The organism is Streptomyces sp. NPDC096311 (assembly GCF_044763085.1).
Classification (GTDB): Bacteria; Actinomycetota; Actinomycetes; order Streptomycetales; family Streptomycetaceae; genus Streptomyces.
Map to the genome: position 1 here is coordinate 305762 of NZ_JBIWFN010000012.1, position 24417 is coordinate 330178.

At 70.4% G+C, this 24417-nt stretch carries 20 protein-coding genes; 7 read left to right on the forward strand and 13 right to left on the reverse strand.

Annotated elements, in window-relative coordinates; translation table 11 throughout:
* Nucleotides 1-46 precede the first annotated feature (46 nt).
* The 5 genes from ACIRA5_RS30005 to ACIRA5_RS30025 form a co-directional block, all read right to left on the reverse strand.
* Entirely contained in the window at nucleotides 47-1819 is a 1773-nt protein-coding gene (locus tag ACIRA5_RS30005) for an IucA/IucC family protein (protein WP_403695684.1), read from the reverse strand.
* Nucleotides 1816-2385 (reverse strand): GNAT family N-acetyltransferase, encoded by a 570-nt coding sequence (locus ACIRA5_RS30010; protein WP_403695687.1) that lies wholly within the window; start codon nucleotides 2383-2385, stop codon nucleotides 1816-1818. Before ACIRA5_RS30010 ends, ACIRA5_RS30005 begins: the two co-directional genes overlap by 4 nt.
* A complete protein-coding gene (locus tag ACIRA5_RS30015; RefSeq protein WP_403695689.1) occupies nucleotides 2382-3668 on the reverse strand; it encodes a lysine N(6)-hydroxylase/L-ornithine N(5)-oxygenase family protein in 1287 nt (428 codons plus the stop codon). The genes ACIRA5_RS30010 and ACIRA5_RS30015 overlap by 4 nt, the downstream gene beginning before the upstream one ends.
* Entirely contained in the window at nucleotides 3652-5109 is a 1458-nt protein-coding gene (gene desA, locus ACIRA5_RS30020) for a lysine decarboxylase DesA (RefSeq protein ID WP_403695692.1), read from the reverse strand. Before desA ends, ACIRA5_RS30015 begins: the two co-directional genes overlap by 17 nt.
* Before the next feature lie 154 nt (nucleotides 5110-5263).
* Complete coding sequence (locus ACIRA5_RS30025) at nucleotides 5264-6118, reverse strand: siderophore-interacting protein (protein WP_403695694.1); 855 nt, start codon at nucleotides 6116-6118, stop codon at nucleotides 5264-5266.
* A gap of 236 nt (nucleotides 6119-6354) precedes the next feature.
* On the opposite strand from ACIRA5_RS30025, the gene ACIRA5_RS30030 reads away from it, so the two are divergent.
* Entirely contained in the window at nucleotides 6355-7989 is a 1635-nt protein-coding gene (locus ACIRA5_RS30030; protein ID WP_403695697.1) for an IS200/IS605 family accessory protein TnpB-related protein, read from the forward strand.
* A gap of 8 nt (nucleotides 7990-7997) precedes the next feature.
* Here the strand turns inward: ACIRA5_RS30030 and ACIRA5_RS30035 are convergent, their stop codons facing one another.
* The 6 genes from ACIRA5_RS30035 to ACIRA5_RS30060 form a co-directional block, all read right to left on the reverse strand.
* Entirely contained in the window at nucleotides 7998-9047 is a 1050-nt protein-coding gene (locus ACIRA5_RS30035) for an ABC transporter substrate-binding protein (RefSeq protein WP_403695699.1), read from the reverse strand.
* A gap of 138 nt (nucleotides 9048-9185) precedes the next feature.
* The gene (locus ACIRA5_RS30040; protein ID WP_403695701.1) at nucleotides 9186-9458 is read right to left on the reverse strand and encodes a tannase/feruloyl esterase family alpha/beta hydrolase; all 273 of its coding nucleotides are present in this window, start codon (nucleotides 9456-9458) and stop codon (nucleotides 9186-9188) included.
* 269 nt (nucleotides 9459-9727) lie between these two features.
* The gene (locus ACIRA5_RS30045) at nucleotides 9728-10888 is read right to left on the reverse strand and encodes an acyl-CoA dehydrogenase family protein (RefSeq protein WP_403695869.1); all 1161 of its coding nucleotides are present in this window, start codon (nucleotides 10886-10888) and stop codon (nucleotides 9728-9730) included.
* A gap of 11 nt (nucleotides 10889-10899) precedes the next feature.
* A complete protein-coding gene (locus tag ACIRA5_RS30050) occupies nucleotides 10900-11856 on the reverse strand; it encodes a hydroxymethylglutaryl-CoA lyase (protein WP_403695704.1) in 957 nt (318 codons plus the stop codon).
* The gene (locus tag ACIRA5_RS30055; protein ID WP_403695707.1) at nucleotides 11853-13829 is read right to left on the reverse strand and encodes an acetyl-CoA carboxylase biotin carboxylase subunit; all 1977 of its coding nucleotides are present in this window, start codon (nucleotides 13827-13829) and stop codon (nucleotides 11853-11855) included. Before ACIRA5_RS30055 ends, ACIRA5_RS30050 begins: the two co-directional genes overlap by 4 nt.
* A gap of 14 nt (nucleotides 13830-13843) precedes the next feature.
* Nucleotides 13844-15460 carry a carboxyl transferase domain-containing protein gene (locus ACIRA5_RS30060; protein WP_403695710.1) on the reverse strand — a complete coding sequence of 539 codons (1617 nt, stop codon included), beginning with the start codon at nucleotides 15458-15460 and terminating at the stop codon, nucleotides 13844-13846.
* Between the two features lie 97 nt (nucleotides 15461-15557).
* Here ACIRA5_RS30060 and ACIRA5_RS30065 point away from each other — a divergent pair, with 97 nt between their 5' ends.
* From ACIRA5_RS30065 to ACIRA5_RS30085, 5 genes are all read left to right on the forward strand, one after another.
* The gene (locus tag ACIRA5_RS30065) at nucleotides 15558-16160 is read left to right on the forward strand and encodes a TetR/AcrR family transcriptional regulator (RefSeq protein ID WP_403695712.1); all 603 of its coding nucleotides are present in this window, start codon (nucleotides 15558-15560) and stop codon (nucleotides 16158-16160) included.
* A complete protein-coding gene (locus ACIRA5_RS30070; protein ID WP_403695714.1) occupies nucleotides 16160-16288 on the forward strand; it encodes a hypothetical protein in 129 nt (42 codons plus the stop codon). The genes ACIRA5_RS30065 and ACIRA5_RS30070 overlap by 1 nt, the downstream gene beginning before the upstream one ends.
* Nucleotides 16289-16464: 176 nt before the next feature.
* Complete coding sequence (locus tag ACIRA5_RS30075; RefSeq protein WP_403695715.1) at nucleotides 16465-17622, forward strand: acyl-CoA dehydrogenase family protein; 1158 nt, start codon at nucleotides 16465-16467, stop codon at nucleotides 17620-17622.
* Nucleotides 17623-17668: 46 nt separating this feature from the next.
* Nucleotides 17669-18541, forward strand: coding sequence for an acyl-CoA thioesterase II (gene tesB, locus ACIRA5_RS30080; RefSeq protein WP_403695718.1), 873 nt, complete (start codon nucleotides 17669-17671; stop codon nucleotides 18539-18541).
* Between the two features lie 52 nt (nucleotides 18542-18593).
* The gene (locus tag ACIRA5_RS30085) at nucleotides 18594-19583 is read left to right on the forward strand and encodes a cation diffusion facilitator family transporter (RefSeq protein ID WP_403695720.1); all 990 of its coding nucleotides are present in this window, start codon (nucleotides 18594-18596) and stop codon (nucleotides 19581-19583) included.
* Nucleotides 19584-20006: 423 nt separating this feature from the next.
* Here the strand turns inward: ACIRA5_RS30085 and ACIRA5_RS30090 are convergent, their stop codons facing one another.
* Both ACIRA5_RS30090 and ACIRA5_RS30095 read right to left on the reverse strand, forming a co-directional pair.
* Nucleotides 20007-20795, reverse strand: a complete 789-nt coding sequence (locus ACIRA5_RS30090) for a phosphatase (RefSeq protein WP_403695722.1) — start codon at nucleotides 20793-20795, stop codon at nucleotides 20007-20009.
* A 168-nt stretch (nucleotides 20796-20963) separates the two neighbouring features.
* Nucleotides 20964-22535: a PucR family transcriptional regulator ligand-binding domain-containing protein gene (locus ACIRA5_RS30095; protein ID WP_403695870.1), complete on the reverse strand. Its 1572-nt coding sequence runs from the start codon at nucleotides 22533-22535 to the stop codon at nucleotides 20964-20966.
* Between the two features lie 203 nt (nucleotides 22536-22738).
* On the opposite strand from ACIRA5_RS30095, the gene ACIRA5_RS30100 reads away from it, so the two are divergent.
* Nucleotides 22739-24205, forward strand: a complete 1467-nt coding sequence (locus ACIRA5_RS30100) for a sodium:solute symporter (protein ID WP_403695725.1) — start codon at nucleotides 22739-22741, stop codon at nucleotides 24203-24205.
* Nucleotides 24206-24417: the final 212 nt, after the last annotated feature.

The following is a 24417-nucleotide window of genomic DNA, read 5'->3' on the forward strand; positions in this document are numbered from 1 at the left end:
GGAAAGATGGGGCTCAGGAGGACCGTACTCCTGAGCCCCACCGGTTTCACAAGCCCGCGATCGGGTTCTTCAGGCTGCCGACCAGCTGGAGTGCGCCGGACGGATCGGCCAGGTCCACCATCTGCTTGTTGTTGCGCAGCTGGAGCCGGTTCAGGCAGGACAGCGCGAACTCGGGCGCGAACATGTCGTACTGCCGGAACCTGTCGGCGAGTTCGGGCGCCGACTCCTGGTACTCGCGGGTGACCTCCGCGACCGTACGCCAGAAGTCGTCCTCCTCCAGGATCCCCTCGGCGGCGAGGTCGGCCGCGAGGAAGCGGAAGAAGCAGTCGAAGACGTCCGTGAAGATCGACAGCAGTTTCTTGTCCTCGGGGACCTCGACGCGGATCCGCCGGACCTCGGGCGGCAGCACCGCGTCCGGGTCCATGACCGCGATCTCCTCGGCGATGTCCTTGTAGATCGCGCGCCGGACCACGCCGTCCTTCAGTACGAGGATCGTGTTCTCGCCGTGCGGCATGAAGACGAGGTCGTAGGCGTAGAAGCTGTGCAGGAGGGGCGTGTAGTACGCCCGCAGGTAGTGGCGGAGCCACTCCGTGGGCGCCAGACCGGACCGCTCGATCAGCGCGCCGGCGAAGGACGCGCCCTCGTGGTCCACATGGACCAGGGAGGCCATGGTGGCGAGCGACTCGCCCTCCTGGAGGTCGGGGACGGGGCTCTCGCGCCACAGCGCGGCCAGCATCTTGCGGTACGGCGAGTACCGGTCGGTGGCCGCCTCGTACTCCAGATGCCGGTAGCCGACGGCCGCCCGCTCCCGGATGATCGACAGCCCGGTCGACTTCAGCACCGGGTCGTTGTCGATCAGCTGGGCCAGCCAGTCGTTGATCGCCGGGGTCGCCTCCATGTAGGCGGCGGAAAGCCCCCGCATGAAGCCCATGTTGAGGACGGACAGGGCTGTCTTCACATAGTGCTTCTCGGGGCTGGTGGTGTTGAAGAACGTCCGGATGGACTGCTGGGCCAGGTACTCGTCGTCGCCCTCGCCGAGGCAGACCAGGTGGCGCTGGGCGACCTCGGCCGCGAAGGTCACCGAGAGCTTGTTCCACCACTGCCAGGGGTGGACGGGGATGAGCAGGTAGTCCTCGGGGTCGAGGCCCTGTTCGGTGAGGGTGGCGGTGAACCGCTCGACCGTCCCGGCACCCAGCTCCTCGCGCACGAAGGACTCGTACGCGATGCCCACACCCGCGGTGAAGGAGGCCCGGGAGCGGTGCGCGGCCAGCCACACCAGCCGGATCGGGCTCGCGGTCTCGGGGGCGTACGAGAGGTAGTCGTGCACGCCGAAGCCGAGCCGCCCGTTGTTGGCGACGAAGCAGGGGTGTCCCTCGGTCATGCCGGTCTCGATCTCCTGGAAGGAGGACTTCACGAGTTCGGCGGAGGGGATCTGCGGCTTGGTGAGTTTGAAACAGGTGCCCGAGAGGGTGGAGGAGATCTCCTCCAGATAGACCGGCAGCACCTCGTCGCTCAGGCCCAGCGACGTCTTCAGCTCGATGAAGAAGTCGAGTGCGGCCGACGGGAGTTCGGCCCCGTCGCGGTGGCGGGTGATCGACTCGGGGTCGACCTGCCAGTGGTCGAGGGAGCGGAGGATGGCGGTGAAGCGGTAGTGGGTCAGGCCGTCGTCGCTGCGGACGACGTACCTGCCGTCGCCCTCGGGCTCCGGAGTGATGAGGCGCTCGTGCGCGAACTCGGCGAGGGCCTTGCGGACGAGAAGGCGGTTGGCGCGCTCCCAGCGCTCGGGGGAGAGGTGGGCCACGGCGTCGGCGAGGCTCATACGGTCACCCCCGCCGTCCGCTCGAACCGCTCCCGGGTGCAGAAGCTCAGCAACGCCCTTTTCTCCGGCTTCTGTATCTCGCGCTCGGGCACGAACCCGACGGCTTCGTTCAGTGCGTGCACGGCCGTGTTGCGCACGTCGGGCTCGACGACGACCCGCGCGGTCGTCGGGTCGGCGAACAGGTGCTCCATCACCGCGGTGATCACTGCACGGGTGAACCCGTGCACCGGCGTCTGCGTCGGCGCGACCAGGAAGTGCATGCCGACGTCTCCGGGCGCGGGCTCGTACAGACCGACCAGCTCCACGTGCGCCGGGTCGTACCGCTCCATCAGGAACACGGGTTCGCCGTCCAGCGACCCCAGGAACGCGTCGTGGTACTCGCTGGCCGCGATGGCCATGTACTCGCGCTCCACGTCGTGCAGTTTCGCCTCCTGCATCATCCAGAAGGCGGCCTTGGGATGCGTCACCCAGCCGTGCAGCAACTCGGCGTCCTGGAGGGCGTCGAGAGGGCGGATGGTGAAGGTGCCCACGTCGGTGGTCGTGCCTGTCCGGCTCGTGGTGCTCATACGGCGAACTCCTGGAACGCGATCGTCTTCTCGACCGGGTAGTACTCGGTGCCGAGCAGCTCACGGATGATGGAGGCGTTGCGGTACGGGCCCATGCCCAGGTCGGGGCTGGTGATGCTGTGGGTGTGGACGCCCGCGTTCTGCAGGAAGACGCCGCTGCCCGTGGTGTCGATGGAGTAATTGCGGGCCACGTCGAAGTTGCCGCGGGTGTCGTAGCGCAGCCGCTCGCGGACCGGCTTCAGGAACTCCGGCTCGGCGTACTTGTAGCCGGTGGCCAGGATCAGGCCCTCGGAGCTCAGCTCGTAGTCCTTGCCCTGCTCTTCCTGGCGCAGGCCCAGGGTGTACGTGCCGTTCTCGTGAACGGCCGTGTTCAGGGAGGAGTTGGTGAGCAGCCGCGTCGGGACGGGGCCGCCGAGGTTCTTCTGGTAGAGCAGATCGAAGATCGCGTCGATCAGCTCGCCGTCGATGCCCTTGAACAGGCCCTTCTGCTCCGTCTGGAGGCGGTAGCGGGTCGGCTCGGGCAGCGCGTGGAAGTAGTCGATGTACTCCGGGGAGGTCATCTCCAGCGTGAGTTTGGTGTACTCGAGCGGGAAGAAGCGCGGAGAGCGCGTGACCCAGTTCAGCCGGTAGCCGTGGACGTCGATCTCGCTGAGCAGGTCGTAGTAGATCTCGGCGGCGGACTGGCCGCTGCCGACGAGCGTGATCGACTTCTTCGCCTGGAGCTCCCGCTTGTGCTGGAGGTAGCGGGAGTTGTGGATGAAGTCGCCGCCGAGGTCCGCGCAGGCCTCGGGGATGTGTGGGGGTGTCCCGGTGCCGAGGACCAGGTGGCGGGCGCGGAACACCTCGCCGGCCGCCGTCCGTACGTGGTACAGATCGCCCTCGTACGTGACTTCCTCGACCGTCGTGCTGAAGCGGACGCTGCTCAGTTTCGAGGCGGCCCAGCGGCAGTAGTCGTCGTACTCGACCCGGAGCGGGTAGAAGTTCTCGCGGATGTAGAAGGAGTACAGCCGCCCGGACTCCTTGAGGTAGTTGAGGAAGGAGTACGGGGAGGTCGGGTCGGCGAGGGTCACCAGGTCCGACATGAACGGGGTCTGGAGGTGCGCCCCCTCCAGGAACATCCCGGAGTGCCACGCGAAGTCCGGCTTGGACTCGAGGAAGACGCCGTCCAGTTCGGCGATCGGCTCGGTGAGGCAGGCGAGGCCGAGGTTGAAGGGCCCGAGCCCGATCCCCACGAAGTCGTAGGTCTTTCCAGTGGCTTCGACGGATTCAGGAAGCGCGGTCAAGGGACTCTCCCAGGTACTGCTCGGCGTGGCCGGCGATCAGATCGAGCACGGCGGCGATGTCGTCGGCCGTGGTCTCGGGGTTGAGCAGGGTGAACTTCAGGTAGTGGCGGCCGCCGACCTTGGTGCCCGCGACGACGGCGTCACCGGAGGCGAACAGGGCCCTCCGGGCGTAGAGGTTGGCGCGGTCGATCTCGGCCGGGTCGGTGACGGCGGCCGGGATGAAGCGGAAGACGAGGGTGGACAGGGACGGCTCGACCACCACGTCGAAGCGGGGGTCGGCGACGAGCAGCTTCCAGCCCTCCTGGGCCAGGTCGCAGACCTCGTCGAAGAGTTCGCCGATGCCGTCGGCGCCCATCACCCGCAGCGTCATCCACAGCTTGAGGGCGTCGAAGCGGCGGGTGGTCTGCAGCGACTTGTCGACCTGGTTGGGGATGCGCTCCTGGACCATGCGGCGCGGGTTCAGGTACTCCGCGTGGTAGGTGGCGTGGCGCAGGGTGGCGGCGTCGCGGACCAGCACGGCGGACGAACTCACCGGCTGGAAGAAGGACTTGTGGTAGTCGACGGTGACGGAGTCGGCGCGCTCGATGCCGTCGAGGCGGTCCCGGTTCTTGAGGGAGGTGAGCAGTCCGCAGCCGTAGGCCGCGTCCACGTGCATCCACGCGCCGAACTGGGCGCACAGCTCCGCGATCTCGGGCAGCGGGTCGATGGAACCGAAGTCGGTGGTGCCGGCGGTGGCGACGACGGCCATCGGGACCAGGCCGTCGCGCTCGCAGCGCTCCAGCTCGTGGGCGAGGGCGAGCGTCTGCATGCGCTTGTCGTGGTCGACGGGGATCGAGACGACCGCGTCCGCGCCGAGGCCCAGGAGTTTGGCCGACTTCTTGACGCTGAAGTGGCTGACCTCGGAGGCGAAGACACGGAGTCTGGCGGCGTGGTCACCGGGTTCACTCCCCGCCTTGGCCTCCTCGCGGGCCAGCAGCAGGGCCTGGAGGTTGGACTGGCTGCCGCCGCTGGTGAACACGCCGTCGGCGGCCGGGCCGAGGCCGATGCGCTCGTTGGTCCAGTCGATGAGCCGGCGCTCGATGAGGGTGCCGCCGGCCGACTGGTCCCAGGTGTCCAGGGAGGAGTTGACGGCGGACAGGACGGCCTCGCCGAGCACGGCGGGTATGACCACCGGGCAGTTGAGGTGCGCGAGGTAGCGCGGGTGGTGGAAGTAGATCGCGTCCCGGAGGTAGACCTCTTCGAGCTCGTCGAGGACGGCGCTGGTGTCGTGCAGCGGGCGGTCCAGGTCGATCCGCGCGATACGGGGAGCGAGGGCGTCGACCGTGACACCCGTGAACGGTCGGTCGGTGGTGGCGAGTTTGGCCGCCACCCGCTCGATTCCTTCGGTCACGGAGCGGCGGTACCGCTCCGCGGTCGTGTCATTGAGCAGGTGCGAGCGCATGTGGGGGTCCTCCGTGCGGGAGAGTCCGAGCGGGACGGGTGGGGCGAGGGCTGGGCCGGGACGAAAAGCGGGGCGGGGTCCCGGCGTTCGACTTAGGTTAGCCTAACCTAAGTCGAACGGCGACCCCGCCCCACCTGTGACTTTTCGTGAACGGTCACTCCTGCTCGCGCAGTTGCTCCTCGGTCAGCCCGCGCCGCCAGTAGCCGACGAAGGTGACCCGCCTGCGGTCGATGCCGCGCTCGCGCACGAGATGACGGCGCATCTCCTTCACGCACCCGGACTCGCCCGCGATCCAGGCGTACGGACTCCCGGTGGCCGGAAGCCGGGCGGCGCGTACCGCGTCGACGGCCATGGGGGCCCCGTCGTCGCGTACGAGCCAGGTGATCTCCGCCTCGGCGGTGATCAGCAGGTCCTGGACGTCCTCGGCGTGCTGGACCTCCAGCCAGGCGCGGACGCGGGTGCCGGCGGGCAGGGACTCGAGGATCGCGGAGGCGGCGGGCAGCGCGGTCTCGTCCGCCCACAGGACGACCAGGTCGGTGTCGGCGGGCGGGCGGAAGCGGATCGCCCGGTTGTCCTCGACCGCCGGGCCGAGCAGTACGACGCGGTCACCGGCCGACGCGCGGGAGGCCCACTGGGACGCCGGCCCCGCGGGGACCTCGGCATCCGGCTCCACGCCGTGCAGGACGAAGTCGATGTCGATCTCGCTCGTATGGCCCCGGGCGTCCCGGCGCAGCGCCCGCAGCGTGTACGAGCGCATCACCGCCCTTATGTCGTCGGGGAGTTCGCGCCAGCCCTGCCACCAGCCGTCGCCCAGTTCGTAGGGCACGGCGGGGTGGGTCTGGCCGGGGTGCGGCAGGAAGAGGGAGAGGCTCTGGTCCCGGCCGTGCGAGGCGAAGGTCACCAGGTCGTCGCCGGCGAAGGTGATCCGGACCAGCGACGGGCCGAGCCGCCTCGTCCGTGCGACCTGGAGGGAGAAGAAGCGGAACGGGGCGGCTGTGGCCGTCGTCATGGGTGCTCCTGAGTCATCGTCAGGTGATCACGGCAGGGGTTGGGAACTGCTGTCGGTGTACTGAGGCGTAGTGAGTTCTGGTGTGCGGGAGTGAGGCTCGGGTCGTCCTGTCCGTGATGCGCGCCCGGGACCCTTGCCGGAGGGGAACGGAGGTTCTTGCGCCGAACGGGTGACCTTCGCGGGTGGCGCTCGTTGGGTGCAGTGGCTGGATCTTCAGGGCGGGATGGGGGTGGCAGGTGGACAGGCTGAGGGAGCTGGCAGCGTCCTACGTGGTGCCGGGTCCGGCCGGGGTGGCCATCCGGGACCGGCTGCGGGTGTCGCAGGCGGATGCGGCCGTGTTGCGTGAGGTCGGTTTGCTTCTCGGCTCGCTGGCCGCCGGTGATCTCGCGGTCCGGTCCAGGGAGGGGCTGGCGCATGATGCGGCCGCGTGGGCAGCGCGCAAGCGGGGGCTGACCGGGCGCTCGTCGGCGCGCTGGGCGGGGAGTATCACCAGGGCCACACAGGACCAGTGGGCCCTGGCCCGGCGCGGCCAGGCCGCCCACATCGGCTGGCTGCGGGGACAGGTCGGGCAGATCGAGGCACGACTGGCCCGGCCGCTGGGTGCCAAGGCCGACAAGCCCGAAGGGCTGGTGCGCGGGTACGCCTCGCGGGTCGAGTGGCATGCCAAGTCCCGCCGCCTGCAGTCCTTGAACCAGCGGCTGGCGGCGGTTGAGGCCGACTGGGCGGCGGGCCGGGTGCGCGTGGTGCGCGGTGGCAGGCGCCTGGCTACTACCCGTCACCACCTGGACGAGGCCGGGCTGAGCGGGCAGGCGTGGCGGGAGCGGTGGCAGGCGGCGCGGATGTTCCTGGCCGCTGACGGGGAGTCCGGCAAGCGATTCGGCAACGAGACCATTCGCATCACCGACACCGGACACATCTCGATCAAGCTCCCGGCCCCGCTGGCGCAGTTGGCCAACGTGCCGCACGGCCGGTACGTGCTGGATGCGACGGTGCAGTTCAAGCACCGGGGTCAGGAGTGGCTCGACCGGATCGCGGTCAACCGGGCGGTGGCCTACCGCATCCATCACGACGCGGGGCGGGGCCGCTGGTATGTGACCGCCTCCTGGCAGCGCGCCGCAGCGCCGGTGCTGCCGCTTGAGGCGGCGCTGGCCCGGGGGGTGGTCGGGGTAGACATGAACGACGATCACCTGGCGGCCTGGCGTCTGGATGTGCACGGCAACCCGGTCGGCGAACCGCAGCGCTTCTTCTACGACCTCACCGATACTGCCGGGCACCGGGACGCGCAGATCCGGCACGCGCTGACCCAGCTGCTGCACTTCGCCCGCCGCCGTGGCGTCGCTGCGATCGCCGTCGAGGATCTCGACTTCACCGACGGCAGGAGCCGGGAGAAGCATGGCCGCAACAAGCGCTTCCGCCGACTGATTTCCCGCTTCCCCACCGCGAAGCTCAAGGCCCGGCTCCTCTCGATGGCCGCCGAGCAGGATGTGGCGATCGTCGCGGTCGACCCGGCCTACACCAGCCGGTGGGGCGCCCAGTACTGGCAGAAATCGCTGACCACTCCACGACGTGAGACCACCCGGCACGATGCGGCGAGCATCGCCGTCGGGCGACGCGCCCTCGGACACCCGATCCGGCGACGGACGGCACCGCCCCCTGCACACCGGAGCGATGTGCAGGGGCATCGGACCGTCCAGGCTGGAGCGGAGATTCGAGGGCGCGAGGGAACCCGCCCCCACCTTCCCGGACCACGCACACGATGCGTGCTGCCCGGCGGCGGAGCGAAAGCGGGGGACCAGTGTGCCCAACACCGTTCGGGGCACGCGGCTGAGCATGCGTTCTGGCAACAGGACTCACTCCCGCTCAGTCTTTAGGAACGGTGTCAGGCGACCTTCTTGGCCTTCTCGATCGCCTCGGCGAGGTTGTCGAGAAGCGGGGTGCACTTGTCGTACGACACGATCGGCTCGGGGGAGCGGGCGATGACCTGGCCGGCCTTGACGGCGGGCAGCTTCTTCCAAGTGGCCTCGGTGATGTCGGCCGGCTGGATGGTCGCGCTGCGGTCGTCCATGATGATGACGTCCGCCGGGTACTTGTCGACGTTCTCCCAGCTCAGGTTCTCGAACCAGCCGCCGCTGGCCTTCAGGGCCTTGGCGGAGGGCTCGACGATGTTCACGCCGAGCGCCTTGAAGTACTCCAGGTCGATGGAGAGGTTCGAGCCGGAGACGTAGAAGATGTCCTGGCTCGCGGAACCGGCGAGCACCTTGATCTCGGGGCGGGCCTTGGCCGCGGTGCGCAGCCGCTCGGCGGCCGTCTCGAACTTCTTCTTCGCCTCGGCGATCTTGGCGGACTTCTCGTCGGCGCCCAGTGACACGGCGAGCGCGAGCATGCGCTGCAACGACATGGGCATCTGGCGGTCGTAGACGGAGATGCCGACGCTCGGGGCGAGCTTGAGGATCTTCGCCTTGGACTCCTCGGGGACATACCAGAGGGTGCCCGCGGAGTCGAACATGGTGGAGATCAGCACGTCGGGCGCGAGGGTCGCGTACTTCTCGATGTTGAACTGGCCCCACTCGTTGCCGAGGACGGTCAGCTTGCTGACGTCCATGTCGCCCGCCTGGACGTCGGCCTTGCCGTCGTTGGTCGTGGTCGGGCCGAAGACGCCCTTGACCTCGATGCCGTAGTCGTGGAGGGCGGCGGCGACGCCGGTGAAGGCAACGATGTTCGCCGGGATCTTGTCCAGCTTCACCGTCGTGCCGCGGTCGTCCTTGAAGGTCCAGGGGCCGGACTTGGCGGCGGCGGCCTTCGTCGACTCCGAGCCACCGCTTTTGCCGTCGTCGTCGCCACAGGCGGTGAGGACGGCACCGAGACCGAGGGCGCCGCCGGCGGCGAGGATGCCGCGTCGGGTGAGGTGGGTGGCACGGGCGTTGGACATGTGTGTGGCTGCTTTCGGCACGGGGCGGTGGCGCCCGCCGGACAAGTTCGAAGGTAGGTTAGCCTAACCTCACTGCTTGTCCAGAGGGCGGGCGCCGTCCGCCGGAACCTGTGGGCCGCCCGTGTGCCGGTCGGGCGGTCAGGCCTTGCCCTTGGACACCACCCACTTGCCGTGGACCCTGTTGCCGACCGTTGCGGTGGTGTTCCCGCCGCTGTCCATGGACATGGTCGTCAGACTGCTCGGTGCCTCGCCCTTGGTCACCCAGTCGGTCACCGCGCTCAGCGCGTCGAAAGTGTCCGGGCCCCGGCCGCCGCCGCAGTGCGCGACGCCGGGGAGCAGGAACGGCCGGGCGAAGCCTTCCGTGGCCGCGCTGCCACCCATGACTTTTTCAACCGCCTGGCAGTACGTCATGGTTCAGACCGCCGGGATGTGCTGGTCGCCCAGGTCGTGCCGGGGGCGGGCCGTCAGCCCGCGCCCGGCACGGACTTGTCGTCGCCGGCCTTGCCGCAGCGGCGGAACGCGAAGGTCTCCACCGTCCAGGCGCCGAACGGCACCGAGTCCCGGTAAATGTACGGGTCCTTGCCGCGGTAGCGGTCGCCGCTCGGACCGGAAAGTCCTTGGCGTGGGTGAGCGCGGAGAAGGAGCCTTCGGGACCCGCGCGGCTGTGCCTCCGCGCCCGCTCAGCCCACCAGCCCCAACTCCCGTGCGATCAGCATCCGCTGCACCTCGCTCGTGCCCTCGCCGATCTCCAGGATCTTGGAGTCGCGCCACATGCGGGCCACCGGGTACTCGTTCATGAAGCCGTAGCCGCCGTGGATCTGAGTGGCGTCGCGGGCGTTGTCGACGGCGATGGTGGAGGAGTAGAGCTTGGCGACGGCCGCCTCCTTCTTGAAGGGTTCGCCGGAGACCAGGCGGGACGCGGCGTCACGCCAGCCGACGCGGGCCATGTGGGCCTTCATCTCCATGTCGGCGATCTTGAACTGGATGGCCTGGTTCGCACCGATCGGGCGTCCGAACGCGTGCCGCTCCTTGGCGTACTTCACCGACTCGTCGACGCAGCCCTGCGCGAGGCCGGTCGCCAGGGCCGCGATGGCGATACGGCCCTCGTCCAGGATGCGCAGGAACTGGGCGTAGCCGCGGCCCTCCTCGCCGAGCAGGTTCGCGGCCGGGACGCGGACGTCGGCGAAGGACAGCTCACGGGTGTCGGAGGCGTTCCAGCCGACCTTCGAGTACGGGGCGGCGACCGTGAAGCCGGGGGTGCCGGACGGGACGATGATCGCGGAGATGAGTGGTTTGCCGTCGGGCTTGCGGCCGGTGACCGCGGTGACCGTGACCAGGCCCGTGATGTCCGTACCGGAGTTGGTGATGAAGCACTTGCTGCCGTTGATCACCCACTCGTTCGTCGACTCGTCAAGGCGGGCCGTCGTGCGGGTCGCGCCCGCGTCCGAGCCGCCGTCCGGCTCCGTCAGGCCGAAGGCGCCGAGGATCTCGCCGGAGCACAGACGGGGGAGCCACTCCCGCTTCTGGGCCTCCGTGCCGAAGAGGTGGACCGGCATCGCGCCGAGCGAGACGCCCGCCTCCAGGGTGATGGCGACGGAGGAGTCCACCCGGGCGAGTTCCTCCAGGGCGATCCCGAGGGCGAGGTAGTCGCCGCCCATGCCGCCGTACTCCTCGGGGAAGGGCAGTCCGAACAGGCCCATGCGGCCCATCTCCCGCACGATCTCGTACGGGAACTCGTGCCGCTCGTAGAAGTCGCCGATCTTCGGCGCCACGACGTCGTGGGCGAACTCCTCGACCGTACGGCGGAGTTCTTCGAGTTCGGGGGAGAGACGGTGGTCCAGGGACATGGGGATCATTCCTTGTGGGAGAGGGCTTTGACCGTGCGGGACGGGCTGGGTCGGCCCAGTCGCTCGGCCATCCACACGCTGGTGGCGGTGAGGCGGGCGAGGTCGACACCGGTCTCGATGCCGAGGCCCTGGAGCATCCATACGAGGTCTTCGGTGGCGAGGTTGCCGGTGGCGGACTTGGCGTAGGGGCAGCCGCCGAGGCCGCCCGCGGAGGCGTCGACGGTGGTGACGCCGTGCTGGAGGGCGGCCAGGGTGTTGGCGAGCGCCTGGCCGTAGGTGTCGTGGAAGTGCACACCGAGCGCGCTGGTCGGCACGCCCTCCTCGTTCAGCTCGTCGAGGAGGGTCTGCACATGACCCGGCGTCGCCACGCCGATCGTGTCGCCGAGGCTCAGCTCGTCGCAGCCCATGTCCATCAAGGCCTTGCAGACGCGTACGACGTGGTGGATGGGTACGGGCCCCTCCCACGGGTCGCCGAAACACATCGAGATATAGCCGCGGACGTGGACCTTGTCCGCCTTGGCCCGGGACACCACCGGCTCGAACATGGCCAGGGACTCGTCGACGGTCCGGTTCAGGTTCGCCTTCGCGAAGGATTCCGTCGCGCTGGCGAACAGGGCGACATGGCGGGCGCCGAGGGCCAGCGCCCGGTCCAGACCCCGTTCGTTGGGCACGAGGACCGGGAGGTGCACCCCCGAGGACCCGCCCAGGTCGCTCACGAGCGGGAACAGCTGCTCCGCGTCCGCCAGCTGGGGCACCCACTTGGGGTGGACGAAGCTGGTGGCCTCGATGGTGGTCAGGCCCGAGTCGGCGAGACGCCGGACGAACTCGGCCTTCACCTCCGTCGGCACGGTCGCCTTCTCGTTCTGCAGCCCGTCGCGCGCGCCGACCTCGTAGATCCTCACTCGCGCGGGCAGGTCCGGGGCCGGTACGGCCATGGGGAGGCCGAGTTCGGGGGTGCTCATGTCGTCTCCTCGTACGGTGTCGCTTCCTCGTACGGTGTCGTCTCCTCGTACGGCGTGATCACGGCCAGCACCTGGTCCATGGCGACCGTGGTGCCCGGTGTGACGTCCAGCTCGCTGACGGTCCCGGCGTGCGGGGCGGAGATGACGTGCTCCATCTTCATCGCCTCGACCACCAACAGGCTCTGGCCCGCGGCCACTTCGTCGCCCACGGCCACCTTCACGACGGTCACGGTGCCGGGCATGGGCGCGGTGAGCGAGTCCATCCCGGCGTGCGCCGCGCCGGTGAGGGAGGCGGCCACGGGGTCGTGGTCGCGCACGTGCCAGGCGTCGCCTTCGCGGCCGAGCCAGTCGCCGGCGCGGTGGAAGGTGTGGCGTACGCCGTCCAGCACCACCGACACCTGGCCGGCGGTGACGGTGCTCGCGCCTCGCGGGTGGTGAGCGACGGGTTCGAGTCCCGGCACGCGCAGGTGGAACACCACGGGTGCGGGCTCGCCGCCCAGGCGCCAACCACTCGGCACCGAGAAGGGGTCGGTCCAGCCGCCCCCCTCCGGGGCCAGTGACGACAGCCGTACCGCGGCAGCGGCGTCGTACACCTCCTCCGGGACCTCACCGGAGCCGGAGAGCAGTTCGTCCGCCTCCCGTTCCACCAACCCCGTGTCCAGGTCCCCCGCCACCACCGCCGGATGGGCCAGCAGCCGTCGCAGGAACCCGGCGTTGGTCTGCACGCCGAGCGTGACCGTCTGCGCGAGGGCGGCGCGCAGCTTGCGCAGCGCGGTCGCGCGGTCGGGCCCGTAGGCGATCACCTTGGACAGCATCGGGTCGTAGAGCGAACCGACCTCCGTGCCCTCGCTCAGCCCCGAGTCCGTGCGCACGCCGTCGCCCTGGGGTTCGTGCAGGGCGAGGACCGTGCCGCCCGAGGGCAGGAAGCCGCGTGCGGGGTCCTCGGCGCAGATGCGTGCCTCCACCGCGTGCCCGGTGAGGCTGATGTCCTCCTGCCCGTAAGGCAGTCGCTCGCCCGCGGCGACCCGGAGCTGCCACTCCACCAGGTCGAGTCCCGTGACCAGCTCGGTGACCGGGTGCTCCACCTGGAGGCGGGTGTTCATCTCCATGAAGTAGTACGACGACGGGTCGGAGCCGGGGACGATGAACTCGACCGTGCCCGCGCCCTCGTACCCGCAGGAGCGGGCCGCCTGGACCGCCGCCTCGCCCATCGCGGCGCGGGTGCCGGCGTCGAGGAACACGCTCGGCGCCTCCTCGATGATCTTCTGGTGGCGGCGCTGGAGGGAGCACTCGCGCTCGCCCAGGTGGACGACGTTGCCGTGGCCGTCGGCCAGGACCTGGATCTCGATGTGCCGGGGGCGGTCGACCCAGCGCTCGACGAGGAGGGTGTCGTCGCCGAAGGAGGCGCGGGCCTCGCGGCGGGCCGCGGCGATCTCCTCGCCCAGCGCCGACGCGTCCCGCACCAGCCGCATGCCCTTGCCGCCGCCGCCCGCCGACGGCTTGAGCAGCACGGGCGTGCCGATCTCCCGCGCGGCCTCGGCCAGCTGAGCGTCCGTGAGGCCGCTGCCGGACGAGCCGGGGACGACCGGGACACCGGCCGCCTTCACCGTCTCCTTGGCGCGGATCTTGTCGCCCATGAGCGCGATCGCGTCCGCGGGCGGGCCGATGAAGACCAGCCCGGCGTCGGCGCACGCGCGCGCGAACGAGGCGTTCTCGGCGAGGAAGCCGTACCCGGGGTGCACCGCCTGGGCCCCGGTGCGGGCGGCGGCGTCGAGGAGCCGCTCCACCGACAGATAGCTCTCGGCGGCCGGCGCCGGACCGATCCGTACCGCCGTGTCCGCCTCGCGCACGTGCCGGGCGTCGGCGTCCGCGTCGGAGAAGACGGCGACCGAGCGGACGCCGAGCGCGCGCAGGGTGCGGATGACGCGTACGGCGATCTCGCCCCGGTTGGCCACAAGGACTGTGTCGAACATCTCGGGCACCCTCATCACATCCGGAAGACGCCGAACTGGGGGTCACCCAGTGGCGCGTTGGCGCAGGCGGTCAGTGCGAGCCCCAGCACCTGCCGGGTCTCCAGCGGGTCGATCACGCCGTCGTCCCAGAGGCGGGCCGTCGCGTAGTAGGCGCTGCCCTGCCGCTCGTACTGGGCGCGGATCGGGGCCTTGAAGGCGTCCTCGTCCTCGGCGGGCCAGGAGTCCCCGCGCGCCTCCAGCTGGTCGCGCTTGACGGTCGCGAGGACGGAAGCGGCCTGCTCGCCGCCCATCACGGAGATCTTGGCGCCGGGCCACATCCACAGGAAGCGCGGCGAGTACGCCCGGCCGCACATCGAGTAGTTGCCCGCTCCGTACGAGCCGCCGATCACCACGGTCAGCTTGGGCACGCGGGTGCAGGCGACGGCCGTGACCATCTTGGCGCCGTGCTTGGCGATGCCACCGGCCTCGTACTGACGCCCCACCATGAAGCCCGAGATGTTCTGCAGGAACACCAGGGGGATGCCGCGCTGGTCGCACAGCTCGATGAAGTGGGCGCCCTTCTGGGCGGACTCGGAGAACAGGATGCCGTTGTTGGCGACGATCCCGACCGGGTGTCCGTGGATGCGCGCGAAGCCCGTGACCAGGGTCTGCCCGAACTCCGCCTTGAACTCGGCGAAGCGCGAACCGTCCACCACGCGCGCGATGACCTCGCGTACGTCGTAGGGGGTGCGGGAGTCGACGGGCACCGCGCCGTAGATCCCGTACGGATCCACCTTGGGCTCGACGGACTGCTCGACCGCCCAGGGGAGGGGCCCGCGCGCGGGGAGCGTGGCCGCGATGTTCCGTACGATCCGCAGCGCGTGCGCGTCGTCCTCCGCGAGGTGGTCGGTGACGCCCGACACACGCGCGTGGACCTCGCCGCCGCCCAGCTCCTCGGCGGTGACGACCTCGCCGGTGGCGGCCTTCACCAAGGGGGGCCCGCCGAGGAAGATCGTGCCCTGATTGCGCACGATCACGGCCTCGTCGCTCATCGCCGGGACATACGCGCCGCCGGCCGTGCACGAGCCGAGGACGGCGGCGATCTGCGGGATCCCCGCCCCCGACATCCGCGCCTGGTTGTAGAAGATCCGTCCGAAGTGCTCGCGGTCCGGGAAGACCTCGTCCTGCATGGGCAGGAAGGCGCCTCCGGAGTCGACGAGATAGACACAGGGGAGGCGGTTCTCGAGCGCCACCTCCTGTGCCCGCAGGTGCTTCTTCACGGTCATCGGGTAGTACGTGCCGCCCTTGACGGTGGCGTCATTGGCGACGATCACGCACTCACGGCCGCTGACCCTGCCGATCCCGGCGATCACGCCCGCGGCCGGTGCCTGCCCGTCGTACATCCCGTGGGCGGCCAGCGGGGCCAGCTCCAGGAAGGGCGAGCCCGGGTCGAGGAGTGTGTCCACGCGCTCGCGCGGGAGCAGCTTCCCGCGCGCGGTGTGGCGCTCCCGGGCCCGCTCACCGCCCCCGAGGCGTGCCTCGGCGAGCTTGGCGCGCAGCTCCTCGCCGAGGGCGCGATGGGCCGTCTCGTTGGTCCGCCAGGCCTCCGACGCGGGATCTGCCGCGCTCGTCAGCTCCGGTGCTTCGTGCATGTCCCGCGGTCCCCTCACCAGTGGTCCACCAGTTAATGAGCGTTAACGCTGTCGTCCAGGTTAACGACCGCTAACCTCCCTGTCTAGAATTGCTTCCATGGCCACGAGAACCGACGCCCCCACCCGACGCGAGCAGATCCTCCGGGAGGCTGCCCGGCTCTTCGCCGAGCGCGGCTTCCACGGCGTCGGGGTGGATGAGATAGGAGCGGCGGTCGGCATCAGCGGCCCCGGTCTGTACCGGCACTTCGCGGGCAAGGACGCGATGCTCGCCGAACTGCTGGTGGGGATCAGCGGGCAGCTGCTCACCGGCGGCAAGCGCCGGGTGGCGGAGGCCGACGGGGGTGCGGAGGCGGTCCTCGACTCGCTCGTCGAGGGTCACATCGACTTCGCGCTCGACGACCGCCCTCTGATCACCCTGCACGACCGCGAGCTGGACCGCCTGCGGGACAGCGACCGCAAGCTCGTACGGCAGTTGCAGCGGCAGTACGTCGAGCTGTGGGTGGAGGTCGTGCGCGAGGTGTATCCGGCCCTCGCCGAACCCACCGCCCGCTCGGCGGTGCACTCGGTCTTCGGCCTCCTGAACTCGACACCCCACCTCGGGCGGCCCGGGGCGCTGCCGGGGCGCGGCGTGACGGCGGCCCTGCTGCACCGGATGGCGCGGGGCGCCTTCGCGGCGGCGGCGGGGGATGCCGTTCTTTGATGGGGCGCTTCCGGTTCTCGGTGTCGATGAGGTCGGACTCCGGGGACCGCTGGACCCCGTTCCGGCTGACCGCCGCGGAACTCCCCCAGCGCGTTCTCGCCCGGCCGGCGGAGCTGGAGCGAGCGTGACGAGCGTCATGGGGGAGGGCGGCCGATGACCCTGGACGGTCGTCGTGACCGACGGGTAACCTGACATCTGAGCAAGCGCTTAGCCAAGGGGCCGCAGTCATCCGTTGAGCAACCCCGACGGCGAGCAACCACATCCGCGAGAGCGGCGCCGGTTCAGGCGCAGAGAGGGGCCGGCGGTGCGCCGTACGGTGTTCAACGAGGACCACGAGGCGTTCCGGGAGACCCTGCGGGCCTTCATAGAGGCCGAGGTCGTTCCCGTCTACGACGAGTGGTTCGCCGCGGGCCAGGCGCCGCGCGACTTCTACTACAAGCTCGCCGAGCTCGGCGTCTTCGGCATCCGCGTGGACGAGGAGTTCGGCGGCGCCGGCATCGACTCGTACAAGTTCGAGGCGGTGATGTACGAGGAGACCGCGCGCGCGGGTGTGCAGTTCGGCGGCTCCGGTGTGCACGTGCTGCTCGGCCTGCCGTACATCAAGATGCTCGCCACCGACGAGCAGAAGAAGCGGTTCCTGCCGAAGTTCGTCTCCGCCGAGGAGATGTGGGCCCTCGCGATGACCGAGCCGGGCACCGGCTCCGACCTCGCGGGCATGAAGACCACCGCCAAGCTCTCCGAGGACGGCACGCACTACGTCCTCAACGGCTCCAAGACCTTCATCACCGGTGGCGTGCACGCCGACCGCGTGATCGTCTGCGCCCGCACCTCCGCGCCCACGGCCGAGGACCGCCGCCATGGCATCTCCCTCTTCGCCGTCGACACCAAGTCCGAGGGCTACTCCATCGGCCGCAAGCTCGACAAGCTGGGCCTGAAGACCTCCGACACCGCCGAGCTGGCGTTCGTCGACGTCAAGGTCCCGGTCGAGGACCTCCTCGGCGAGGAGAACAAGGGCTTCTACTACCTCGGCCACAACCTCGCCTCCGAGCGCTGGGGCATCGCCTTCGGCGCCTACGCGCAGGCCAAGGCCGCCGTCCGGTTCGCCAAGGAGTACGTGCAGGAGCGCACCGTCTTCGGCAAGCCGGTCGCGCACTTCCAGAACACCAAGTTCGAGCTGGCCGCCTGCCAGGCCGAGGTGGACGCCGCCGAGGCCGTCGCCGACCGCGCCCTGGAGGCCCTGGACGCGGGCGAGCTGACCCCGGCCGAGGCCGCGTCGGCCAAGCTGTTCTGCACCGAGGTCGCGCACCGTGTCATCGACCGCTGCCTCCAGCTGCACGGCGGCTACGGCTTCATGAACGAGTACCCGATCGCCCGCCTGTACGCGGACAACCGCGTCAACCGTATCTACGGCGGCACCAGCGAGATCATGAAGTCGATCATCGCCAAGGACATGGGCCTGTAAGGCCCGCGGAAGATCACCGGAAACAACCGCACGATACAACTGACGCATGAGTCAGGCACTTGAGTCCCTGCTCGATCTGCTCGACCTTGAGCGGATCGAGCGGGACATCTTCCGCGGCCAGTCCCGCTCCGCCGTCGTCCCGCGCGTCTTCGGCGGGCAGGTGGCGGCGCAGGCACTGGTGGCCGCCGGGCGCACGGTCCCCGAGGACCGGCACGCGCACTCCCTGCACGCGTACTTCCTGCGTCCGGGGGACCCCGGCGCGCCCATCGTGTACACGGTGGACCGCATCCGTGACGGGCGCTCCTTCACCACCCGCCGCGTCGTCGCCATCCAGCACGGACAGCCGATCTTCCACCTCTCCGCGTCCTTCCAGACGTACGAGGAGGGCATGGAGCACCAGGCCCCGATGCCGCCCGCGCCCGACCCGGAGTCGCTGCCCACGGCCGCCGAACTGCTGCCGCTGTACGCCGATGTCATCAAGGACCCGTTCGTCGTCGAACGGCTCCTCGAAGCGCGCGAGTCCGTCGACCTGCGCTACGTCGACGCGCCTCCGTACGGCACGGTCGGCGAGATCCGCGAACCGCACTCCCAGGTGTGGTTCCGCACCAACGGCAAGCTGGCCGACGATCCCCTCCTCCACGTCGTCCTCGCCACCTACGTCTCGGACATGACGCTCCTCGACTCGATCCTGCTCGCGCACGGGCGCGGCGGCTGGGTGACCGGGGACGTCGTCGGGGCCTCGCTGGACCACGCGATGTGGTTCCACCGCCCCTTCCGCGCCGACGAATGGCTGCTGTACGACCAGGAGTCGCCGTCCGCCTCCGGCGGCCGCGGCCTCGGCCAGGCCCGCATCTACACCCAGGACGGACGGCTCGCCATCTCGGTGATCCAGGAGGGCGTCGTCCGCATCCCCCGGTAGGACCGGGCCTGCCCGGTGAGACTGACGGGGGCCTGCCCGGTAAGACTGGGGCATGGCCATGACTGGAGCGGGAGCCGGACAGCAGGACGACGACGGCGGCGGCGAGAGCACCTTCACGGTGATCGTCGCCGCTGTCGCCAATCTCGGGATCGCGGTGGCCAAGGCGGTCGCGGGCGTCATCAGCGGATCGAGCGCGATGCTGTCCGAGGCCGCGCACTCGGTGGCCGACACGGTCACCGAGCTGCTGCTGCTCACCGCGCTGAAGCGCAGTGAGAAACCGGCCGACGAGGACCACCCGCTCGGCTACGGACCCGAGCGCTACATCTGGGCGATGCTCGCCGCCGTCGCCACCTTCGTCGGCGGCGCGGTGTTCTCCCTTTACGACGGCATCCACACCCTCGTCGCGGGCGAGGAGCCGGGCGACCCCCTCGTCTCGTACATCGTCCTCGCGGTCGCCTTCCTGCTGGAGGGCTACTCCCTGCGCACCGGCCTACGCCAGGCGCGCGGGGAGGCGGAGCGTATGGGGGCGCCCTTCAAGCGCTACCTCCGGTACACCCCGGACACCGCCGTGAAGGCCGTGGTCCTGGAGGACTCGGCCGCCCTGATCGGCCTCGTCCTCGCGGCGGGCGGCCTGCTCGGCGGACAGCTCACCGGCTCCGGCGTCTGGGACGGCATCGCGTCTCTCTGCATCGGTCTTCTCCTGCTGTACGTCGCCTGGGTCCTCGGCCGCTCCAACGCCGAGCTGCTGATCGGCCGCCCCCTCCCCAAGCCGGTGCGCGAGCGGATCCGGGCCGAACTGCTCGCCGTGGAGCACGTCGAGGCCGTACTGGAGCTCACGACCCTCGTACAGGGGCCGCGCGAGGCGCTGGTCGCGGCCAAGGTCGACTTCAGGGACGTCTCGACCGCCGCCCAGATCGAATGGGCCTGCGAACAGGCGGAGGCCCGACTACGAGAGGCGTTCCCCGTGGTGAGCCGGGTCTACCTCGACCCGACACCGGGCTACGCCCAACGCCGCCACGAGGGCCTGAACCCTTGGCCGTGAGGGTGCCCCGGAGCGCTCGGTCGCGGCGGATCAACTCCGGGTTCACGCGGCGGCCGATCAGCGGGAGCGTGCCGAGCGCGGCCACCACCACCGCGCCCACGGCGACGAGAGCGAGCGGCGCGAGGCCGGCACCGTCCCAGCACACCGCACCGCCGCCGCTCCAGTTGACGTAGTCGAGCGGGACGGACTTCTTCTGGGTGCCGTTGTAGCGGTTCCCGTCGTAGCCCTCGACGCGCACCTGCGTGTAGACGTCGTGTCCGTCGCCGTTGTCGGCAGGTGTGGGTGGGGAGTTGGTGTTCTGTCAGCTCTGTGACGTTCTGAGGCGCGGGGCATTTGTGATGGTCTTGCCGTCGCGTGGTGGTCGTCTGCCGACTTATTGCCGCCTATTTGACCTGGGCATGATCTCCGGTGGCTCGGAACGACTCAGATCAGACCGGCGGAAGCCAGCAGATACGCCGTCAGCGGGTCGTAGAACCGCGGGCTTGTGACGTGGTCGTCGAGGGGGACCGTCACCTGGACCGTGCCCTCGGACTCGGCGAGGAAGAGGGCCGGGTCGTTGCAGTCGGCGTAGCCGACGGAGTCGATGCCGAGCTGGCCCGCGCAGCCGGCCCAGCCGTGGTCCGCGACGACCAGGTCGGGCAGGGGTTGGCCCGCGCCCTCCAGGCCCTTGAGGATCGCGCGCATCGGCTCGCCCGAGTGGGTGTGCCACAGCGTGGCCCCGTGCTCCAGCACCGCCACGTCCGCGAACTGCATGACGTACCCCTCGTCCGTCTGGAGCCCGTCCGGAATGACGACGATCTCGCAGCCGACGCCGCGCAGCGCGGCGGCGGTGGCACGGTGCACGTCGAGCAGGCCGCCGGGGTGGCCGGTCGCGAACAGCACCCGCTGCTCACCGTCGGCAGCCTTGCGCAGCCGCGCCGCCATCCGGTCCAGGGCGTCGACGGTCAGCTCGGGGTCGATGGTGTCCTGGCCGTAGCGGTACTCCGGGTCGTCGTTCACACCGCACCGCTCCGCCATCACGGCGAGCACGTCCTGCTCATCGGTCCAGCGGTCGCCGAGTTCCAGGCCGAGCCAGAAGTTGCGGTCGCCGTTGGCGAGCTTGCGGTAGTGGGAAAGGTTGTTCTCGCGGGGCGTGGCGACGTCGCCCGCGATACGGGTCTTCACGAGGTGATCGACGAGCTCGGCGCGGCTGGGGGTCCCGGATATCGGCATGCCACCCATTGTGCCGGGGCGCTCCGCTGGGAGGGTGGTTGTCCTGAACCGTGGGATGTGGGTCACTCGGCGTGAGGAGACCGTTGTTGTCGTCCCGCCCACCCACGCGTCCGGGCACGTTGAGAGGCGAGCGTCGAGGGGTGTGTTTCCCGGGTTCTTCCCGGGTTCTCAGGTTTCCCTCAGTGCGAACCACAACTCCATCCGTACGTCCGCGTCGTCGAGGTCCGCCTCCAGCAACGCCGCACACCGTGCGATGCGTTGGCGGACGGTGTTGCGGTGGACGGAGAGGGCGACGGCCGTGCGGTCCCAACTGCCGTGCAGGGAGAGCCAGGTGCGGAGGGTCTCGGTGAGGGCGGGAGTGGCGGCGATGGGGGCGAGGAGGGCGCGCGCGTGGGCCGCGGCGTCGGCCGGGGGCACGAGGTCCGCCAGGGCGGGGCGCTCGCCGTGGCGGACGAGGGGCGTGCGGGTCGCCCGGGCGCGGGCCAGGGCGCGGGCCGCCTGCCCGTCGGCGGACGCCCACTCGTGCGGGCCGACCGCCGCACTCACCCCGCAGATCCAGCCCTTCTGCGCGGTCGGCTCGCGGTCGCCGGGGACGAGGACGCGTACGACACTCCCACCGGTGTCGATGAGCGCGGATCCCAGTGCCGTCCCCAGCGCGGACGCGGCGACGGCGTCCGGCGCCGGGCTGTCCGCCGCGGGGCGGGCGTGCACGACGGTCCACCGGTCCCCGCCGAGCAGCGGGGCCACCTCCTCGGGCGCGGCGCCCAGCAGGAGCCGTACGAGCGCCGCCGAACGCGCCGAGCCGCTCCCGCTCTGCTGTTCCCCGGTGAGGAGGGAGAGGAGGACGGCCGCGACGGAGGCGATGGTGTGGTCACCCGGGTCCCGGCGCGGCGCCGCGACCCCGAGGACGAAACCCCGCCCGCCGCCGAGGGCGTACGCGGCCAGGTGGGTGCCGCCCACGGTGTCGGTGGCGGAGGAGGGGGTGGGAGTGGAGGCGGGAGCCGGGGCGGGGGGTGGAGTGGGGCCCTGGGGGACCGCGGGCCGGTGTGGCCCGGGGCGTACGACGGCGGCCAGGGCGCCGAGTGCGGCCACGGGGCCGTCCTGCGGTGTTCTTCCCGCGCGTGCCAGCTCCGCGCCCTCCGGTCCGTACAGCACCGCCCAGCCGCCCACCCGCTGGGCCAGCTGCCGCAGCACCGCCGCCACCGGGTCCGGGCGCGCGGCGGCCGCCGCCAGACTCTGCTGGGCCTCCGTGACCCGCCGCAGCTCCGCCAGCCGGGCCTGCGCCATCAGCTGCCACACCGCGCGGGCCACGCCCGAGAAGGTGGTCTGGGGCGGGACCTCCAGCAGGGGCAGGCCGTAGGTGTCGCAGGCCGCGACCAGCGCGCGCGGGACCGTGTCGTGCACCGGCGCCAGGCCGAAGCCGAGCGCCGCGCCGCCCGCCGCCACGATCCGGGAGACGTAGTCGTCGAAGTAGGTGCCCGAGCCCGCCGCCTGCGGGATGTGCACCCCGGCGGTCAGCAGCAGCTCACCGCCCAGCAGATACGGGTACGGGTCCGCCATCTCCGACGTGTGCGCCCAGTGGATCACCGTGTCCGGGCCGACGGGGCCCGCGATGTGGCGCAGGCCGAGGTCCTCCCGGGCCAGGAGGGCGGACAGCGGGACCGGTGGGGTGGGTGGGACAGGTGGGACCGGTGTGGCGGATGTGGCGGATGTGTCCGGCACGGTGGACGTTCCCTCCATCCGGATCGGCTGCAATGGATGAAACGTACACTTCAGAGTCATCTTCCGGCCACCTAAGGTCAGTGCCGTCGGCAGCCGCGGGTACGGGCGTATGTCCCCGCGATCAGCTGCCGGACTCCCGGCCGGGTATCGCTCGCCCGGCCCGCGTCCCCACGTCCATCTGCACGACACGCCACCGATGAGTGCGCGAAGGAGGCCCCCCTATGGCCGTCGACTACACAGTGATCGTCATCTATCTGGCCGGCATGCTGGCCATGGGCTGGTGGGGCATGCGCCGCGCCAAGTCGAAGAGTGAGTTCCTGGTGGCCGGACGGCGTCTGGGCCCCGCGATGTACTCCGGGACCATGGCCGCGATCGTCCTCGGCGGCGCGTCCACCATCGGCGGCGTCGGGCTCGGATACAAGTACGGGCTCTCCGGCGCCTGGATGGTGTTCACCATCGGCCTCGGACTCCTCGCCCTCTCGGTGTTCTTCTCCGCCCGCATCGCCCGACTGAAGGTCTACACCGTCTCCGAGATGCTCGACCTCCGCTACGGCGGCCGGGCCGGTGTCATCTCCGGTGTCGTCATGTGGGCGTACACCCTGATGCTCGCGGTCACCTCGACCATCGCGTACGCCACCATCTTCGACGTCCTCTTCGACATGAACCGGACGCTCGCGATCATCATCGGCGGCTCCATCGTCGTCGCGTACTCCACGCTCGGCGGCATGTGGTCGATCACCCTCACCGACATGGTGCAGTTCGTCGTGAAGACGGTCGGCGTGCTGCTCCTCCTGCTCCCCATCGCGGTGATCAAGGCCGGTGGGTTCAGCGAGATGAAGGCCAAGCTGCCCACGGAGTACTTCGACCCGCTGGGCATCGGCGGCGAGACGATCTTCACCTACGTGCTGATCTACACCTTCGGCATGCTCATCGGCCAGGACATCTGGCAGCGCGTGTTCACCGCCCGCAGCGACACGACCGCCAAGTGGGGCGGCACCGTCGCCGGCACCTACTGCCTGGTGTACGCCGTCGCCGGCGCCGTCATCGGCACGGCGGCCAAGGTGCTCTACCCGACACTGCCCAGCGCCGACACCGCCTTCGCGACCATCGTCAAGGACGAGCTTCCGGTCGGCGTACGGGGCCTGGTGCTCGCCGCCGCCCTCGCCGCCGTGATGTCCACGTCCTCCGGCGCCCTCATCGCCTGCGCCACCGTCGCCAACAACGACATCTGGGCCAAGCTGCGCGGGGCCGTACGGCCCCGGGGGGACGACCACGACGAGGTCAAGGGGAACCGGGTCTTCATCCTCGTCATGGGCATCGCCGTGATCTGTACCGCCATCGCCCTCAACAACGTCGTCGAGGCGCTGACCGTCGCGTACAACCTGCTCGTCGGCGGTCTGCTCGTCCCGATCCTCGGCGGACTGCTGTGGAAGCGCGGGACCGTGCACGGCGCGCTCGCCTCCGTCGTCGTCGGCGGGCTCGCGGTCGTCGGACTGATGGCGACGTACGGCATCCTTGCGAACGAGCCCGTCTACTACGGGCTGCTTTCCTCGCTGGTCGCGTACGTGATCGTCTCCCTGGCCACACCCGCGACCGACCCGGCGGTCCTGGCCGCCTGGCGCGAGCGGCTGGCAGGGCGCGGCGCGGATGCCGAGGCCGAGTCCGAGCCGGCGGCCGTGGTCGCCTAGCCACCGTCACCCCAGCCCCCGAAGAGCTTCGGCCCGGCCGCCGCACGGCGACCGGGCCGGGCGGCCCCCGGTCAGCGGGGTCCGCGACACTGGAAAAGCATCACGTGTACGACGCATCACCTGTACGACGCATCACGTGTACGACGCATCACGTGTACGACGCATCACGTGTACGACGCATCACGTGTACGACGCATCACCCGTACCACGCA

What these genes read in the sequence shown, in the direction of transcription:
- ACIRA5_RS30090 (WP_403695722.1), bottom strand. Translation starts at nt 20,795, where the DNA reads ATGCCGATATCCGGGACCCCCAGCCGCGCCGAGCTCGTCGATCACCTC.
- desA (WP_403695692.1), bottom strand. Translation starts at nt 5,109, where the DNA reads ATGCGCTCGCACCTGCTCAATGACACGACCGCGGAGCGGTACCGCCGC.
- ACIRA5_RS30095 (WP_403695870.1), bottom strand. Translation starts at nt 22,535, where the DNA reads ATGGAGGGAACGTCCACCGTGCCGGACACATCCGCCACATCCGCCACA.
- ACIRA5_RS30035 (WP_403695699.1), bottom strand. Translation starts at nt 9,047, where the DNA reads ATGTCCAACGCCCGTGCCACCCACCTCACCCGACGCGGCATCCTCGCC.
- ACIRA5_RS30070 (WP_403695714.1), top strand. Translation starts at nt 16,160, where the DNA reads ATGGGGCGCTTCCGGTTCTCGGTGTCGATGAGGTCGGACTCCGGGGAC.
- ACIRA5_RS30065 (WP_403695712.1), top strand. Translation starts at nt 15,558, where the DNA reads ATGGCCACGAGAACCGACGCCCCCACCCGACGCGAGCAGATCCTCCGG.
- ACIRA5_RS30040 (WP_403695701.1), bottom strand. Translation starts at nt 9,458, where the DNA reads ATGACGTACTGCCAGGCGGTTGAAAAAGTCATGGGTGGCAGCGCGGCC.
- ACIRA5_RS30060 (WP_403695710.1), bottom strand. Translation starts at nt 15,460, where the DNA reads ATGCACGAAGCACCGGAGCTGACGAGCGCGGCAGATCCCGCGTCGGAG.
- ACIRA5_RS30085 (WP_403695720.1), top strand. Translation starts at nt 18,594, where the DNA reads ATGGCCATGACTGGAGCGGGAGCCGGACAGCAGGACGACGACGGCGGC.
- tesB (WP_403695718.1), top strand. Translation starts at nt 17,669, where the DNA reads ATGAGTCAGGCACTTGAGTCCCTGCTCGATCTGCTCGACCTTGAGCGG.
- ACIRA5_RS30050 (WP_403695704.1), bottom strand. Translation starts at nt 11,856, where the DNA reads ATGAGCACCCCCGAACTCGGCCTCCCCATGGCCGTACCGGCCCCGGAC.
- ACIRA5_RS30010 (WP_403695687.1), bottom strand. Translation starts at nt 2,385, where the DNA reads ATGAGCACCACGAGCCGGACAGGCACGACCACCGACGTGGGCACCTTC.
- ACIRA5_RS30100 (WP_403695725.1), top strand. Translation starts at nt 22,739, where the DNA reads ATGGCCGTCGACTACACAGTGATCGTCATCTATCTGGCCGGCATGCTG.
- ACIRA5_RS30025 (WP_403695694.1), bottom strand. Translation starts at nt 6,118, where the DNA reads ATGACGACGGCCACAGCCGCCCCGTTCCGCTTCTTCTCCCTCCAGGTC.
- ACIRA5_RS30055 (WP_403695707.1), bottom strand. Translation starts at nt 13,829, where the DNA reads ATGTTCGACACAGTCCTTGTGGCCAACCGGGGCGAGATCGCCGTACGC.
- ACIRA5_RS30005 (WP_403695684.1), bottom strand. Translation starts at nt 1,819, where the DNA reads ATGAGCCTCGCCGACGCCGTGGCCCACCTCTCCCCCGAGCGCTGGGAG.